This is a genomic window from Marinitenerispora sediminis (assembly GCF_003336425.1).
In the GTDB taxonomy this organism is placed as follows: Bacteria; Actinomycetota; Actinomycetes; order Streptosporangiales; family Streptosporangiaceae; genus Marinitenerispora; species Marinitenerispora sediminis.
In genome coordinates this window covers 1-15858 of record NZ_QEIO01000126.1, presented here as the reverse complement: position 1 = coordinate 15858, position 15858 = coordinate 1, and the positions used below count along the sequence as shown (strand labels likewise).

Annotated in this window: 13 protein-coding genes; 5 read left to right on the top strand and 8 right to left on the bottom strand. The window is 73.5% G+C overall.

All coding sequences use genetic code 11. The annotated features are described in order from the left end of the window. The 4 genes from DEF28_RS28525 to ligD form a co-directional block, all read right to left on the bottom strand. Window positions 1-182: hypothetical protein (locus DEF28_RS28525; RefSeq protein WP_233515437.1), on the bottom strand; the 182-nt coding region annotated here is incomplete at its 3' end. Further along, window positions 179-1315 carry an AAA family ATPase gene (locus tag DEF28_RS20630; protein WP_114433309.1) on the bottom strand — a complete coding sequence of 379 codons (1137 nt, stop codon included), beginning with the start codon at window positions 1313-1315 and terminating at the stop codon, window positions 179-181. The genes DEF28_RS28525 and DEF28_RS20630, both read right to left, overlap by 4 nt. A 12-nt stretch (window positions 1316-1327) precedes the next feature. Next, window positions 1328-3205 carry a VMAP-C domain-containing protein gene (locus DEF28_RS20625; protein WP_147280147.1) on the bottom strand — a complete coding sequence of 626 codons (1878 nt, stop codon included), beginning with the start codon at window positions 3203-3205 and terminating at the stop codon, window positions 1328-1330. Between the two features lie 303 nt (window positions 3206-3508). Beyond that, on the bottom strand, window positions 3509-4435 hold the full coding sequence (gene ligD / locus DEF28_RS20620; protein ID WP_114398532.1) for a non-homologous end-joining DNA ligase: 927 nt from the start codon (window positions 4433-4435) through the stop codon (window positions 3509-3511). Window positions 4436-4605: 170 nt separating this feature from the next. On the opposite strand from ligD, the gene DEF28_RS20615 reads away from it, so the two are divergent. The 3 genes from DEF28_RS20615 (at window position 4606) to DEF28_RS20605 (ending at window position 10701) form a co-directional block, all read left to right on the top strand. After that, on the top strand, window positions 4606-6015 hold the full coding sequence (locus DEF28_RS20615) for a cytochrome P450 family protein (RefSeq protein WP_147280146.1): 1410 nt from the start codon (window positions 4606-4608) through the stop codon (window positions 6013-6015). 174 nt (window positions 6016-6189) lie between these two features. After that, the gene (gene dnaE / locus DEF28_RS20610) at window positions 6190-9714 is read left to right on the top strand and encodes a DNA polymerase III subunit alpha (protein ID WP_114398530.1); all 3525 of its coding nucleotides are present in this window, start codon (window positions 6190-6192) and stop codon (window positions 9712-9714) included. A gap of 399 nt (window positions 9715-10113) precedes the next feature. After that, on the top strand, window positions 10114-10701 hold the full coding sequence (locus DEF28_RS20605; RefSeq protein ID WP_374058170.1) for a PadR family transcriptional regulator: 588 nt from the start codon (window positions 10114-10116) through the stop codon (window positions 10699-10701). Between the two features lie 67 nt (window positions 10702-10768). Here the strand turns inward: DEF28_RS20605 and DEF28_RS20600 are convergent, their stop codons facing one another. Then, the gene (locus DEF28_RS20600; protein WP_233515436.1) at window positions 10769-11284 is read right to left on the bottom strand and encodes a DinB family protein; all 516 of its coding nucleotides are present in this window, start codon (window positions 11282-11284) and stop codon (window positions 10769-10771) included. Between the two features lie 187 nt (window positions 11285-11471). Between DEF28_RS20600 and DEF28_RS20595 the strand changes: the two genes are divergently transcribed. After that, on the top strand, window positions 11472-12071 hold the full coding sequence (locus DEF28_RS20595; RefSeq protein ID WP_233515438.1) for a hypothetical protein: 600 nt from the start codon (window positions 11472-11474) through the stop codon (window positions 12069-12071). A gap of 180 nt (window positions 12072-12251) precedes the next feature. Continuing rightward, window positions 12252-12770, top strand: a complete 519-nt coding sequence (locus DEF28_RS20590) for a polyketide cyclase (RefSeq protein WP_114398526.1) — start codon at window positions 12252-12254, stop codon at window positions 12768-12770. A gap of 202 nt (window positions 12771-12972) precedes the next feature. Here the strand turns inward: DEF28_RS20590 and DEF28_RS20585 are convergent, their stop codons facing one another. From DEF28_RS20585 to DEF28_RS28140, 3 genes are all read right to left on the bottom strand, one after another. Next, window positions 12973-14091, bottom strand: coding sequence for a TIGR04222 domain-containing membrane protein (locus DEF28_RS20585; RefSeq protein WP_114398525.1), 1119 nt, complete (start codon window positions 14089-14091; stop codon window positions 12973-12975). Window positions 14092-14238: 147 nt separating this feature from the next. Next, window positions 14239-14721, bottom strand: a complete 483-nt coding sequence (gene ybaK, locus DEF28_RS20580; RefSeq protein WP_114398524.1) for a Cys-tRNA(Pro) deacylase — start codon at window positions 14719-14721, stop codon at window positions 14239-14241. 89 nt (window positions 14722-14810) lie between these two features. Further along, the coding region (locus DEF28_RS28140) for a TIGR04222 domain-containing membrane protein (protein ID WP_233515435.1) at window positions 14811-15858 on the bottom strand (1048 nt) is incomplete at its 5' end.

The window sequence follows — 15858 nt, the reverse complement described above, 5'->3', positions numbered from 1 at the left end:
CCGCGGGGCGCGCCGTCGCCGGCCAGGGCCGCGTGCTGGGCAGCCAGCCACAGCCGGTCGGCGATGTCCCACCACGCGGGCGGCTCCTCCGGCCCCGCCGTTCGCGGGTAGCCCGGACCCGGGACCGGTCCCCCGACCGCCCCCCGGCCCTCGACGTCTCCGTGACCTCCGGGATCGGTCACTCTCGGCCCGCTTCCGTCAGCCGCTGCCAGACCAGCTTCAACACGCGGTTCAATGAGTTGTCATCTGAGGATCCGGTATCGACGGGGACCCCGGTACTAGCGAGATAGACCGAGTTCAATAGCTGGTCGACGGACAGGCCGCCCAGGCTCTGGTACCGCTGCAGGAAGCTGTCGATGAGCTCGCGGTCCTGCCCGCGGGTGCGCTCGGTGAAGTGCGCCACCACGATGTCGGCGAGCTGCTCGGCCGTGGGCTCGGCCAGGTGCAGTTCGAGGCAGCGCCGGCGGAAGGCCGGCGGGAACGGGCGCTCCCCGTTGCTGGTGATGACAATGAAGGGGAACGACGAGCAGCGCACCACGCCGTGCCGGATCCGGGCGCTGCGGTCCGGATCGTCCACCGGGACGGTGATCTCCGGGTCGGTCGAGCGCAGCCGCGACAGCTCGGGGATCTGGTACCCGCCGGCCTCCAGCACGTCCAGCAGGTCGTTGGCGAGGTCGAGGTCGCCCTTGTCGAACTCGTCGATCAGCAGGACCCGCGGGCGGGCGTAGGGCAGCAGCGCGGTGCCCAGCGCCGCCAGCCGGAGGTAGTCGCCGACCGAGCGCCCCGCGCTCCGGCCGGCCGCTCCCTCGTCCTCCCGGCCGGCCTGGCGCGCCCCGGCGGCGGCCATCGAGATGTCGTTGATCCGGGCGATCGGGTCGTACTCGTACAGCCCGGAGCGCAGGTCGGTGCGGCTGTTGATCGGCCAGCGCAGCACCCGGCCCAGTTTCAGCTCCCGGGCCACCCGGTAGGCCAGGCTCGACTTCCCGATCCCCGGCGGCCCGGTGACGAGCAGCGGCCGTCTCAGCCGCAGCGCGGCGTTGACGGCCTCCACCTCGGCGGCGGGCCGGTGCACCGGTTCGACGTGGGTGACCGGCCCGAGCACCCGGGTCATCTCGACCTCGTCGTCCGGCGGGGGCGGGAGCACCGGCCCGCCGTCGAACCGGCGCCACGGCGGCGCCGGCGGGAGCACGTCGGCGAGGTCGAAGTAGGGGCGGGGCTGGCCGCTGCCGCGGTAGATCCACCACGCCGGCCGCGGGACGTCCGTCTCAGGTTCGTGCTCGGAACGCTCCGGACTGGACGGCGGGGAAGTCGCCATCGGGGGCCCTTCCTACGGATCGGAAGCTGTCACGGTTCGAGGCGGGGTGTGCAGTGAACCGGAATGTCGCGTCCCGGGAATTCTTGTGGGGTCATCATAGAGGAGGGCGACATGGTACGGATCGAACAATTCTGTTTCTCCCGAAGCTCGTTTCCCTCGTCTGACCCGTTGATTCCGGAGCGATCGCGGAAGCTCCCTGACGTGGGACCCGGGAGGCGCGAGTCCGTCATCCGCGGCGATCAGTGACCGCAACAGGCCACGGAAGCCGATCTCGTTCGCTTTCCGCTGCTCAGGAGTCTCCGGCTGCGCCGCCCGGCGCCACACGATCACCGGTATCCCCGCCTCCAGGGCCACGTACAGGTCGTCCAGCCCCGCCTCGTCGGCGGGGCCGTCCCCGAGGACGCAGGCCACGATGTCGATGTCCTCCAGCTCGTCGGGGAGCTCGGCCGGATGGTCGCGGTCCGGCGCCCAGTAGACCCGCCCGCCCCCCTCGCTCAGCCGGCGCCAGCGGTGCTGCCACCGCCACAGGTGCGGCCGGTAGTCCGGCTCGTAGGCGCGCTCCCAGCTCCGCAGCACGACCTCGAACCGGGCACCCAGCCGCGGCGCGCGCCGGGCCCGCGTGGGACCGACCTTCCAGCTCTCCACGGCCAGGCCCAGCAGCGTGACCGGGAGGAAGCACTCGACGCGCAGCCGGTCGGTGCGGCCGCTGCGCCGGCCCAGCTCCTCCTCCGCGCGCCGGATGAGCTCCAGCACGCGGGACGGGACGTCCGCGGTGGCCACCTTGCGCGGCTCCCCGTAGTCGGCCTGCGCCACCCGGTCGGGCCGGCCGACCCCGAGCCAGTGCGACACCAGGTAGCTGGGCGGCGGGCCGGTGTCGGCGTCGAGGGGCTCGGCGCGGATCACCAGCCGCGCCGGTTCGGCGTCGCCGTCCGCCGGCTGGGGGCCGCGCGCCCGCAGGTCGGCGATGTGGGCGGAGTGCCGGGGGTGCAGCACGTCGCTCCACGCGCGCAGCCGGCGCCGCAGGTAGGGCACGGAGTGCGCGGCCTCCTCCAGGAAGATCAGCAGCCGGGGGACCCCGTCCTCGCGGGGCGGCAGGTCGTCGAGTTCGGACAGTGCCGCCCACGCGGTGGGCAGCTGCCAGCGGATGTCGTGCACGTAGCGGTCGTCGACCGCGGACGCGTAGGCGTGCTCCACGCGGACGAAGTTCAGGTCGGACAGCAGCGCGAGCAGGTCCTCGGGCACGGCCCCCACGGTCAGCGGCCGGGCGACCGGGACGAGGTCGGAGAGCCGGGGGATCGAGCGGATCGGGATCATCCACCCGACCAGCCCGACGGTGCCGTCGGCGCGTACCGACGTGCTCACCAGCACTCCGAGCACCGCTCCGGTGACGGCGTCCAGCACCGCGCAGCCGCTGAAGCCGCGCTCGATCCGCGCCTGGCTGTCGGGCGCGATGTCCAGCTGCACCCGTCCCGCCCGGTTGCCGCCCGGGTCGCGGACGCGGACGCCGGCCCGCAGCCCGTAGGGCGAGTCCCGCGGGTAGCCGACGACGTGGATGGAGTCGGTCTCACGGGCCTGCTCGACGCTCAGGGAGAGCCGGGCGTGCGCCAGCCCCGGCGGCACGTCCGCCAGCCGGAGGACGGCGATGTCCTGGATGGGTCCTTCGGTGTACCACTCCTCCACGGTGGCCCGGCCGCGCCAGGCGCTGTCGAAGACCGGGCTGTCGATCTCGATCACGGTGTCGGTGCCGGGGCGCCCGCCGTCGGCGGTCCGCGGGACGCCCAGTGCGTCGCGCACCACGTGGGCACAGGTGAGCAGACGCCCCTCGGGCAAGAGGGTGCCGCCGCCCACCGGGGCGGTCCCGCCGTGCCCGTCCGTCGCCAGAACTCGCACCTGCCACGCGTGGTGCTGCGGTGATGAAGGCGATGCCACTGTGGCGTTGCCTCTTTCTTCGATTGTGTCTTTCGGGGGCCGGGGGCCACTGCGCGAAACTCATTATCGTTAGTTCGATGGATACGTGAGGATTGACCGTAATGACAAGTCCTACGTTGCATTCGACGGCTCGGGCAGGTCATACGTTCCTCACCAGAAACATCGGCTCCCGATATTCACACCGAACCGGTCCGGTCCGAAAACCGGGGTTCGTATTCCGCGCGCGGCGGCCACCGCCGTCCGCACCACCGCCGCCGGCTCCGATCAGCGGCCCCGCGCCAGCCGCGCCATCCGGTCGAGCGCCCGCCGCGGCGACCGGGCGTGGCGGGCCATCCCGTGCCAGGGGTCCGCGTCCAGCCGGTCGCCGATCGTCCGGAGCGTCCAGGCCCGCGCCGAGGAGATGCCGTCCAGCTCGGCCCACTCCAGCGGCGTGGCGACGGGCGCACCGGGCCGCGGGCGTACGGCGTAGGGCGCGACCGCGAGCTGGGCGTAGGCGTTGCGCAGGATGTCCACGAACAGCCGGCCGCCGCGCTGGTTGCGGCGGACCCGGGTCGTGAGCCGGTCCGGATGGCGCGCGGCGGCGGTGTCGGCCACCCCGCGGGCCAGCTCCTTGACGTCGTCGAAGTCCAGTTCGGGGCGGATGGGCACGACCACGTGCACCCCCCGCGACCCGGTCGTCATCACGTAGCAGGCCAGCTCCAGCTCGGCCAGTACCTCGCGCACGTCGTAGGCGGCGCGGCGGGCCGCCGGGAAGTCGTCGCCCGGCGGGTCGAGGTCGAAGATCAGGCGGTCGGGCCGGCGCAGGTCGTCGGCCCGGCTCAACCACGGGTGCGGGGTGACGACCGCCTGGTCGGCCAGCCACAGCAGCGTCGCCAGGTCGTCGCAGACCACCATGGTCGTACTGTCGGAGTCGCCCCGCCGCACCCGCACCCCGCGCACCCACGGCGGCGCGTGCTGGGGGCGCCGCTTCTGGTAGAAGCCCTCGGCCTCGATGCCGTCCGGGAACCGCTCCAGCGCCAGCGGGCGGCCGCGGATGTGCGGCAGCATCAGCGGCGCGACGGCCCGGTAGTGCCGTACCAGGTCGCGTTTGGTGGGCCCTCCGCGGCCGAAGAGCTCCTTGTCCGGATGCCCGATGGACAGCCGGTGGCCCCCCGCCCGCAGCGTCTCGGTGGCCGACCCCGTCGCCGCCATGCTCGCTCCCCCTCTCGGCGCCGCCTTCGCGGGACCCCTGCCCGGGGTCTCCGCGGGCATGCACGGCGGGGCCGCCGCCCGCCCGCGGGCCGGCGGCGGTCCGGTGCCCGCCGGGCTCGATCCACCTGAGCGGACGACGCGACGTCACTATCGGGCTATTTTGGGTAACCATGGAGCGATCCGAAGATAACCCGGAGGTAAGTCCGGTCACGCCGCCCCCCGGATGCCCGCTGCACTCCAACGCGGTGCCGCTCTACGGCGACGCGCTGAGGGAGGACGACACCGAGCGGTGGGAGCGGCTGCGCAAGCGGTTCGGCGGCCTGGCGCCGGTCAAGGTGGAGCCCGAGGTCGCCGCCTGGCTCATCCTCGGCTACGAGGAGCACCGCCAGGTCCTGCGCGACCCGCACCTCTTCACCCACGACGGCCGGATCGCGCGGGAGCTGCTGGAGGGGCGCCTGCGGCCCGACCACGGCACCTTCCCGCTGGTCGACTACCGGCCCAACGCCCTGCACAACGACGGCGCGGAGCACCAGCGGCTGCGCACCGCCCTCGTCGACAGCTTCGAGCGGCTCACCGCCACGCGGGTGCGGGCGGCCATCGAGGACCTCGCCAACGACCTGATCGACGCGTTCGCAGCCGACGGCCGGGCGGACCTGATCGGGCAGTACGCCACGTGGATCCCGCTGCTGACGCTGAACCGGATGTTCGGCCAGGAGGACCGGCACGGCTACTTCCTGTGCGAGTCGATGGTCAAGCTGTGGAACGGCGACGGCGCCTCGGCGGGCGAGGCCGACCGGGCCATGGTCGAGTACCTCTCCCGCCTCGTCTCCGACAAGCGCCGCGAGCCCGGCCCCGACATCGCCTCCTGGCTGATCGCGCACCCGGCGGAGCTGTCCGACGCGGAGGTCACCCAGCAGATCGTGCTGCTCATCGCGGCCGCGCACGACCCCACGACCCACCTCATCGGCAACACGCTGCGGCTGCTCCTCACCAACCCCGACCTGCGGTTCTCGCTGGCCGGATCCCTCATGCAGATCGAGGAGGCCCTGGACGTCACCCTCTGGCGGGACCCGCCCTTCAAGACCCTGATCGGCCGGTACGCCACCCGCGACACCACCGTGGCCGGCTACCCCGTCCGCCGCGGCGACATGCTCATCTCCGGGTTCGCCGCCGGCAACAACGACCCGATCCTGCGCGACGCCGACGGCAACCCCCCGCACGTGCAGCGCCCGGTCAGCCGCGCCCACCTCAGCTGGGGCCTCGGACCGCACAGCTGCCCGGCGCGCGGCATCGCCTACCAGATGGCGGCGAGCAGCATCGCGGCCGTGTCGTCCCGGCTGCCCGACGTCCAGCTGGCGGTCGACCCCGGCGAGCTGCGCCGGCGCAGCTCGCCCTCCATCAACGGCCTGGTGGAGCTCCCGGTGACCTTCACCCCGCAGCCGCCGCTCGCCCGCCCGCACCGCGCGCTCGCGGTCCCGCCGGCCCCGCCGTCGCCCGCGAGAGCGCCGTCGGCTCCCGAGCCCGTGCCCGGCGTCTGGGCCCGCGTCAGCGGCGCCGTGCGGGCCTGGTTCGGCGGCTGATCCAACGACGCGCCCGGAGGTGCCCGGCCAGGTCCGGCCAGGTCCGGCCGAACACCCCCGGGCGTCCGCGGATCGTGACCATCCTTGCTGTGGACAACGTGCGCGGCGGGGGCGCCGGAGTCATAGGCTCAGAGGCACCACCAGTCCATCGAGCCGCACGGGGGCCAACGCGTCATGGCAGACTCCTTCGTCCATCTGCACGTCCACACCGAGTACTCGATGCTCGACGGTGCGGCTCGGTTGAAGCAGTTGTTCGAGGTCGCGCAGAAGGAGAAGATGCCGGCCGTCGCCATGACCGACCACGGCAACATGCACGGCGCGTTCGACTTCTACAAGCAGGCCACGGCGGCCGGCGTCACTCCCGTCATCGGGGTCGAGGCCTACGTCGCCCCGGAGTCGCGGTACCTCAAGAAGCCGGTGCGCTGGGGCGAGCCCAGCCAGAAGGGCGACGACGTCTCCGGTGGCGGCGCGTTCAACCACATGACCATGTGGGCGCGCGACAAGGACGGCCTGCACAACCTGTTCAAGCTGAACTCGCGCGCCTCCATCGAGGGCTACTTCCGCAAGCCCCGCATGGACCAGGAGCTCATCGCCGAGCACGCCCACGGCGTCATCGCCACCACCGGCTGCCCCTCGGGCGCCGTGCAGACCCGGCTGCGCCTGGGCCAGTTCGACGAGGCGCTGAAGGTCGCCGGCGAGTACCGCGACATCTTCGGCAAGGAGAACTTCTTCGTCGAGCTCATGGACCACGGCCTCGACATCGAGACCCGGGTCCGCGAGGACCTGCTCCGTATCGCCAAGCAGCTCGACCTGCGCTTCGTCGTCACCAACGACTCGCACTACACCTACGAGAGCGAGCGCGACGCCCACGACGCGCTGCTGTGCATCCAGACCGGCTCCCAGCTGGCCGACCCCAACCGGTTCAAGTTCGGCGGCTCCGGCTACTTCCTGAAGAGCGCCGACGCCATGCGGGCCATCGACCGCTCCGACGCCTGGCTGGAGGGCTGCCGCAACACGCTGCTCATCGCCGAGATGGTCGACACCTCCGGCATGTTCGACTACTACGACCTGATGCCGAAGTACCCCATCCCGGAGGGGGAGACCGAGGAGAGCTACTTCCGCGCCGAGGTGCTGCGCGGCCTGGAGCGCCGGTTCCCGCAGGGGGTGCCGGAGGACTACATCCGGCAGGCCGAGTACGAGATCGACGTCATCATCCAGAAGCGCTACCCCTCCTACTTCCTGGTGGTCGCCGACTTCATCAACTGGGCCAAGGAGAACGGCATCCGGGTCGGGCCGGGCCGCGGCTCGGCGGCGGGGTCGCTGCTCGCCTACGCGCTCGGCATCACCGACCTCGACCCGCTGCCGCACAGCCTGATCTTCGAGCGGTTCCTCAACCCCGAGCGCGAGTCCCCGCCCGACATCGACATCGACTTCGACGAGCGCCGGCGCGGCGACGTCATCCGCTACGTCACCGAGAAGTACGGCGAGGACAAGGTCGCCATGATCGCGACCTTCGGCACGATCAAGGCGAAGGCGGCCGTGAAGGACGCCTCGCGCGTCCTCGGCTTCCCCTATGCGCTGGGCGACCGCATCTCCAAGGCGTTCCCGCCCTCGGTCATGGGCAAGGACATCCCGCTCAGCGGGATCTTCGACGAGAAGCACCCGCGCCACAGCGAGGCCGGTGAGCTGCGCAAGCTCTACGACGAGGACGTCGACGTCAAGAAGGTCATGGACCTGGCCCAGGGCCTGGAGGGCCTGATCCGGCAGACCGGCGTGCACGCGGCCGGCGTCATCATGAGCTCCGAGACCATCACCGACCACATCCCGGTGATGCGCCGCGACTCCGACGGCGTCATCATCACGCAGTTCGACTACCCGACCTGCGAGACGCTCGGCCTGATGAAGATGGACTTCCTCGGCCTGCGCAACCTGACCATCATCGACGACTGCCTCAAGAACATCGAGGCCAACCGCGGCGAGAAGGTCGACCTGCTGGGGATCGGGCTCGACGACAAGCCCACCTACGACCTGCTGCAGCGCGGCGACACCCTCGGGGTGTTCCAGTTCGATGGCGGCCCCATGCGCTCGCTGCTGCGCCAGATGAAGCCGGACCACTTCGAGGACATCTCGGCGGTCGGCGCGCTGTACCGCCCCGGTCCCATGGGCGCCAACTCCCACATCAACTACGCGCTGCGCAAGAACGGCCAGCAGGAGATCACCCCGATCCACCCCGAGCTGGCCGAGCCGCTGAAGGAGATCCTGGGCACGACCTACGGCCTGATCGTGTACCAGGAGCAGGTCATGCAGATCGCGCAGAAGGTCGCCGGCTACACGCTCGGCCAGGCCGACCTGCTGCGCCGCGCCATGGGCAAGAAGAAGAAGGAGGTCCTGGACAAGGAGTTCAAGCCCTTCAGCGAGGGCATGAAGGCCAACGGGTTCTCCGACGAGGCCATCAAGACGCTGTGGGACATCCTCGTCCCCTTCTCCGACTACGCCTTCAACAAGGCGCACAGCGCCGCCTACGGGCTGGTCTCCTACTGGACCGCCTACCTCAAGGCCAACTACGCGGCCGAGTACATGGCCGGCCTGCTCACCTCGGTCGGCGACGACAAGGACAAGAGCGCGCTCTACCTGAACGAGTGCCGCCGCATGCGGATCAAGGTGCTGCCGCCGGACGTCAACGAGTCCGACTCCACCTTCACCCCCCGGGGATCCGACGAGATCCGGTTCGGGCTGTCGGCCATCCGCAACGTGGGCGGCAACGTCGTGGACGGCATCGTCAAGGCCCGCACCGAGAAGGGCAAGTTCACCAGCTTCGCGGACTTCCTGGACAAGGTCCCGGCGCAGGTCTGCAACAAGCGCGTGGTGGAGTCGCTCGTCAAGGCGGGCGCCTTCGACGAGTTCGGCCACCCGCGCAAGGGCCTGGTGCTGGTGCACGAGCAGGCCATCGACGCCATCATCGGCCACAAGCGGGCGGAGGCCGCCGGCCAGGACTCGCTGTTCGGCGGCATCGCCGAGCCGGAGTCCGGCATCCAGGTGGTGCCGGACATCCCCGAAGGCGAGTGGGACAAGACCACCCTGCTCACCTTCGAGCGCGAGATGCTCGGCCTGTACGTGTCCGACCACCCGCTGCTGGGCCTGGAGGGACTGCTGGCGGCCAACACCGACTGCAGCATCGCCGAACTGGCCGAGCGCGGCGACGGCGCCATGGTGACGGTCGGCGGGCTGCTCTCCGGTCTGACCCGGAAGGTGACCAAGCAGGGCAACTCGTGGGCCATGGCCCAGCTGGAGGACCTGGGCGGCGCGGTCGACTGCATGATCTTCCCCAACACCTACCAGCTCTGCTCGCAGGTACTGGCCGAGGACGCCGTGCTCTACGTCAAGGGGCGGCTGGACCGGCGCGAGGACACCCCCAAGCTCATCGCCATGGAGGTCATCCAGCCGGACCTCTCGCAGGTGGGCAAGGAGCAGCCGGTGGTGGTCTCGATGCCGCTGTCCCGGGTGCAGAGCGGGGTCATCAGCGAGTTCCGCGACATCCTCACCCGCAACCACGGGCGGGTCCAGGTGCACCTCCAGGTGCACAACGGGCCGCGCACGACGGTGTTCGCCCTCGACGACCGGCTGCGGGTGAGCCCGTCGCCGGAGCTGATGGGCGACCTCAAGGCGTTGCTCGGCTCGAACTGCCTCGGCGGCGTCTGACCGCCGCCCGCCGTCGGCCGCACGGGCCCGCCACTCGACACGAGTGGCGGGCCCGTCCGCGTTCCGGGCGCGGCGTCTCCGCACAGGGGTTGTTGTCTCGATCGTGTTATCGATATATCGTAAAACTATCTCGATAGGGAACGACTGATCGATAGGAGTACCGAGATGACGGACATGGCGCTGCCCTGGAACTGGGGCGGACGAGCAGGGCGCCGCGGACCGCGCGGCGGTGCCGGGCGCGGGCGGGCCGGACTCCCGGGCCCGGCGGAACCGCCGACCCCGGCTCCGCCCGCGCCGCCGTGGACGGTGATGGCCGGCCACGGCGGACGGCACGGCGGCCACCACGGGCCGCACGGCGGACACGGGTTCCCCCCTCCCCGGCCCGAGGGGCCGTGGGGTATGCCGTGGGGCGGTGCGCCGGTGCCGCCCGGGGGCGGCCCCTTCGGCGGGATGTTCGGCGGATGGCGGCGGCCCGGCGCACCGCGCGCCCGGCGCGGCGACGTCCGTACCGGCATCCTGCTGCTCCTCGCCGAGGAGCCGCGCAGCGGCTACGAGATCATCCGCGAGGGCCGGGAACGCAGCCACGGCGCGTGGCGGCCCAGCCCCGGGTCGGTCTACCCCATGCTCCAGCAGCTGGAGGACGAGGGACTGGTCCGCCCGGCCGAGAACGCCGGCGAGGGCCGCCGGCGTCCCTTCGAGCTGACCGAGGAGGGGCGGCGCTACGTCGAGGAGCACGCCGACGAGCTCACCCCGCCGTGGGAGGCGGCGGCCGAGCAGTACGCCGACACGCCCGCCGAGTACGCCGAGCTCGGCACCCTCGCGATGCAGCTGTCGGCGACCGTGATGCAGGTCGTGCAGTCGGGGACCCCCGACCAGGTCGAACGGGCCACCCGGCTGCTGGCCGAGACCCGGCGCGGGCTCTACCGCATCCTCGCGGAGGACGACGGCGGCACCGCGGCGGGCGGCGAGCCCGCCGACCGCGGCTGATCCGCCAGGCGTCCCGGCCGCCGGGCGGAGGGCCCGGTCCGTCCTCCGCCCGGCGGCCCGGAGCGGATCACTCCCCGGTGACGCCGTCGGCCAGCTCGCGCACGATGTCGAGGTGCCCGTTATGCCGCGCGGTCTCCTCCAGCAGGTGGACCAGCACCCAGCGCAGCGTCACGGGCGACTCGCCGACCCGGCGGCGGCGCGCCCCGGAGTTCAGCTCCAACCGGCCGGCGATCTCCCGCGACCGGGCGCACTGCGCCTCGTACTCGGCCAGCAGCTCAGGCAGCGGACGCTCTCCGCCGGCCCGCCACTCGGCGTCGGGGTCCGCGGGCGTAGACGGCCCCCGGTCCGGCAGGCCGAGCAGCACCACCTCGAACCAGTAGTGCTCCACCCACCGCAGATGGGCGACGATCCCGCCCGCCGACACCAGGGGAGAGGTGGCTAGCGGCGCCGCGCTCGCCAGGGCCGGGTCCAGGCCGGCGCACTTGCGGTGGACGGTGCCCCGGTGCCAGTCGAGCCACGCCGACAGCATCGTCCGCTCGTCGGCGGCGGTCGGAGGATCCGTGCGCGCATCGATGGTGGTCATGGCCGACATTGTGACCGGCCACCGCCGGGGGCACCACTGGTTTCCGCTGCGGCGGCGGTACATTCGTTCGACGGCGTGCCGACCGGGGGACGCCCGCCGAACGCCCCGACCGCCGGCCGGCGGGACCGAGGCCGGGAGAGGAGAACGACCTGTGATGCGGCGACAGATCGTCGTTGGCGGGGCGACGATGGGGATTGTGACCGCGCTCGGGATCCCCATCGGGCTGCTCTGGTGGGCGATCGCCCCCCGCGCCGAGGTGACCGTCGGCCAGGAGGGGCGGACGCTCCCGTACCCGCTGTCGGAGGCGCTGTTCGCCGGCGAAGGCTACTTCGCCCTCATGGTGGCCGCCACCGGCCTGGCGTGCGGCTACGCCGGCTACCTCGCCCAGTACCGCATCGCGGTCCGGCACCGCGTCGACCTGCGGCTGAGCACCCTGCTCGGCGTGACCGCCGGCACGGCCCTGGCCGGAATCCTCGCCTGGCGCGTCGGCGTCCTCCTGGACGCCCCGGCCGCCCGCGCCGCACTCGCCGACGCCGCCCCCGGCGACCTCGTGCGCGCCGCGCTGGACCTCCGCTCCACCAGCGCCCTCCTCCTGGGCCCGTTCGTCGCGGTGCTGCAGTACGGCCTGTTCGACGCCATCAGCGTCTGGCGGGGCGACCTTCCGTTCCTGCCCGACGAGGAGCCGGCGGAACCGGAGGCGGGCGAGGAGACCAGGGCCGCGACGGCGGACAGCGCCGACCCCCCGCCCCCGCTGACCGTGCGCGCCGAGGACAGCGCCACCGGCTGAAGCGGGCGCCCGGTCGCACCCGCAGCGCCCGCCGCGCGCTGAGCCCGCCCGCTCCGGTCAGCGGCGCGGCACCAGCTGGGGACGCGGCTCGGCCGGCGGCCTGCCGCGGGGGAGCGGCCGCCCCCGACCGGCGTACCGACCGGAAACCGACCAACGGAGCCGGTGGTGGAAGATGGACGCGTGATCGGGGACCGGTGGGGTGTCAGCGACAGCGAGGTCTCGCGTTCCTACCCGTGCGACGCCTTCGTCACCGCGCCCACGCTGCGGGCGTGGCGGGGCGTGGCGGTCCAGGCGCCTGCCGGAGCGGTGTGGCCATGGGTGGTACAGGTGGGGGTCGCGCCCTCCTCCTATGACTGGATCGACAACCTCGGCCGCCGCTCACCTCGCGAGCTGGTGGGCGTTCCCGACCCCCGCGTCGGAGAACGGTTCACCACCGCTGGCGGGCGCGAGCTGGGACAGGTCCTCTCGGTCGACCCGGGCAAGCAGCTGACGGGTACCGTCATGGGCGCCGTCATGTCCTACGTCCTCGTGCCCCAGGGGCATGCCGCGACGCGCCTGCTGCTCAAGGTCGTCATGCGGACCAGCCGCTGGGCGGCCCCCGGGCTGTGCGTGGGCGACCTGGTCATGGCCCGACGCCAGTCGCTGAACTGGAAGCGGCTCGCCGAGCGGCACCAGCACCGGGCCACGGGCGCGGGTTGAGCGGCCCGGTACGGACGAGAGTACTGAGCTGGATCGCCGCGGGAACCCCGCCGGCGACCCCCGGCGGTGGAAGGCGGCCGTGACGGTCCGCGCACCCGGCCGCGATCGGGGGACCCGCCGGTGCACGATGACCAGCCGTCCGCGAAGGGGTGTCCTCGCCGCCGCTGACCCGTCCGGCCTCGCTCCGCCGGGGGCGGCGCCGTCACCGCTCAGTCGTCCCGTCGTCGGGGTCACGGCGGACGTCGCCGGCGGGACGGCCCGGCGCACTCCCGCGCTCTCTGGCGCCGGGGGACCGGTCCCGGCCGCCTGGGCGGCCTCGGGCGCCGACGCGGCGGCCGCAGGCCAGCGCGAAGCCGCGGACCGCGGCGAGTTCCCGGGACACCGGATGCGCCGCGCGCCGGCGGCCGGCATCGCGGCGCAGCGCCGCCAGGCCGCGCAGCGCGACCGTCCGCAGCGCGGCGTCGCGAGGCGTGCCCGGCGGGCGCGCGGCGGAGGCGGCGCTCTCGGCCAGCAGCAGGTCACCCGCCGGAGTACGCGTCGCGGTCCGTCCGGTGGTCGCGAGCGCGACCTGCGCGGCCGCCCACGCGGCGAGCAGCAGGGCGCCCACCAGTACGCCCGGCCGCGGCCCGAGCGCGAAGGCTCCGGCGGCCGGGACCGCGAGTGCCGCTGAAGCCGCCGCCACCGCGCCGCCGATCCAGCGCCGGACCGGGAGCAGCGCCGCCCCGCAGCACAGCACGGCGGCACCGACCGCGAGCACCCGCTCGTCCAAGGGGTTCGACGAGGCCGGGTCGCCTCTCAGCGACCACCCCGCCCCCGCTGCCGCGATGCCGCCGGCCAGCAGGTGCAGGAGGCGAGCCGCGCCGCGGACGCGGCCGAACGTGCGCGTGGCGGGTGGGCGGAGCAGCAGGCCGAGCCGCCGCAGCCGCCAGAGCGGGGCCGTCGCCGCGTCGGTGCGGGCCACCGCGGCCACCAGCCGACCCGCGGGAGCCGCCGCCTCGGCCGGCAGCCCGGCGTCCAGCAGCCGGGGGAAGGCGTCGCCGGGCAGCTCCGCAGTGCGCGCGCCGGCGGAGCGGGCGACCGCGCCGCAGCCGTGCGCCGTGATCCGCCCGGCCAGGTACAGATCGGCCAGCGCCACCTCGCCGAGTCGGCCGGTGCCCGCCGCCAGGACCGCGAGTTCGTACGCCGAGAGGTCGTCGGCCCCCACGGCCGGACGCGACGGCGCCCGGGCCCGGATCCGGGCGTGGCCGATCCGCAGGCCCACGAGGCAGACGGCGGCGAGAATGTAACCGGTCACCGCGCCCAGCACGAGCGCCTCCGCCATCGCGCCTCCCTTGTGCGGCCCGCCGGGAGAGCCGGGGTGACTCCACGTTAGGCCGCGGCCCGGTCCCAGGAAAGGGGTGGCGTCCGTCACATTCTGTCGGCGCGGTGGCCGGGGAGGCGTCAGCCGTACCCGGCCGGCGCTGGCCGGTCAGGGCAGCGCCGCGATGGGGGCGACCACCGCGTCGGTCAGTCCGACCAGGACGTCGGGCGCCAGCTCCATCTGGAGGCCGCGACGGCCCGCCGAGACGTAGACGGTGGCGTGCTCGGTGGCGGAGGCGTCCACCACGGTGCGCAGCCGCCGGCGCTGGCCGAGTGGGCTGATGCCGCCGCGCACGTACCCCGTGCTGCGCTCGGCCAGCTGGGGGTCGGCCATGGCGGCCCTCTTGCCGCCGACCGCCGCCGCCAGCGCCTTGAGGTCCAGGGAGCCGGCCACCGGCACCACTCCCACGGTGAGGGCGCCGTCGACCGAGGCCACCAGTGTCTTGAACACCCGCTCGTGCGGCACGCCCAGCGCGTCGGCGGCCTCCTCGCCGTAGGAGGCCCCGGTGCCGGCCGCCTCGTAGGTGTGCAGCCGGAAGTCCGCCTTCGCCCGGGACGCGGCAACGGTGGCCGGCGTTCCCTTCCCGCTCACGGTGAAGTCCCCTTTCGTCGGTGCGTCAGATCGGTGCGTCAGACGCTGCGGTCGCCCTCCATCATGGGGCGAGACCATGGGGCGGACGGTCAGTCGCCGCCACCGCCGCCACCGCCGCCACCTCCTCCGCCGTCACCTCCGCTGTCACCACCGCCGCCGCCGGAGTCGCCGCCGAAGCCCCAGGAGCCGGAGGGGTCGGGCGACTGCGCGCAGTGGTCGGCGAAGCCGTGCACCTCCGTGCGCGGGTCGTCGGCCATGGCCGGGGTCCCGGGGTCGGCCGCGTACACGGTGGTCGTGTCCCCGCCGCCCTGCCCCGACCGGCGCCGCCGCCTGCGGTGCGTGGGAGTGAGGCCGTGCAGGGCCGCATAGCGCAGCTGGGCGGTGCGCCGATCGGCCTCGGTGCCGGCCTCCCGGAAGGACCGGTCCATGGACGCGTGGGCCTTCGCCAGCACATCGCGGCCGGCGGCGGTGGCGCCGCTCGCCCGGCCCGCCGCTCTGCCGAGCAGGGGCATGAGGATGCCGCCGACGAGCAGCACGCCGCCGGTGGCCAGACCCGAGTCGGCCGCGGCGGTGCCGGGGGGACCGGCCCAGACCAGGGTGGCGACCAGCACGGCCGCGCCGGCGACCGCGAGCAGGCGGAGCACCTTCGTCGCGCCCGCGTGGTCGCGCAACGCCCGGTCCCACTCGGGGCCGATGTGCAGGCCGGCCCGGGCGAGGTCCTGCTGCACCACCAGGTGGTTGCGCCCGCCGGCCGCGCGCCTGATCAGCAGTTTGGCCGGCGACGTCACCCGGCCCCGCATGATGCGGAGGATGGTGCCGGCCATCGGCCCGTCGGAGCGCCGCGGCGAGCGCGCGGTGCCGACGACGGTGAACGTGCCGCCGTGCTGCCGCCGGATCCGCCCGGTGAGGTAGAGGCGGAGCAGTGACACCTGGGCCATCCGCTCGGGACCGCCGGCCAGGAACGCCAGCTCTTCGGGGGTCAGCTCAGCGGGATCGGGTGTCGGATCCCCCGTCCCGATGCGGCGATGGGCGTGCCGCACGCGGGCGGGGCTGCCAAGGGCGACCGAGACTAACAGTACGAGCAGCACGGCTGTGACGAAAAGCGTGATGGCGAGCGGCATGGGGGTCCTTCGGGGG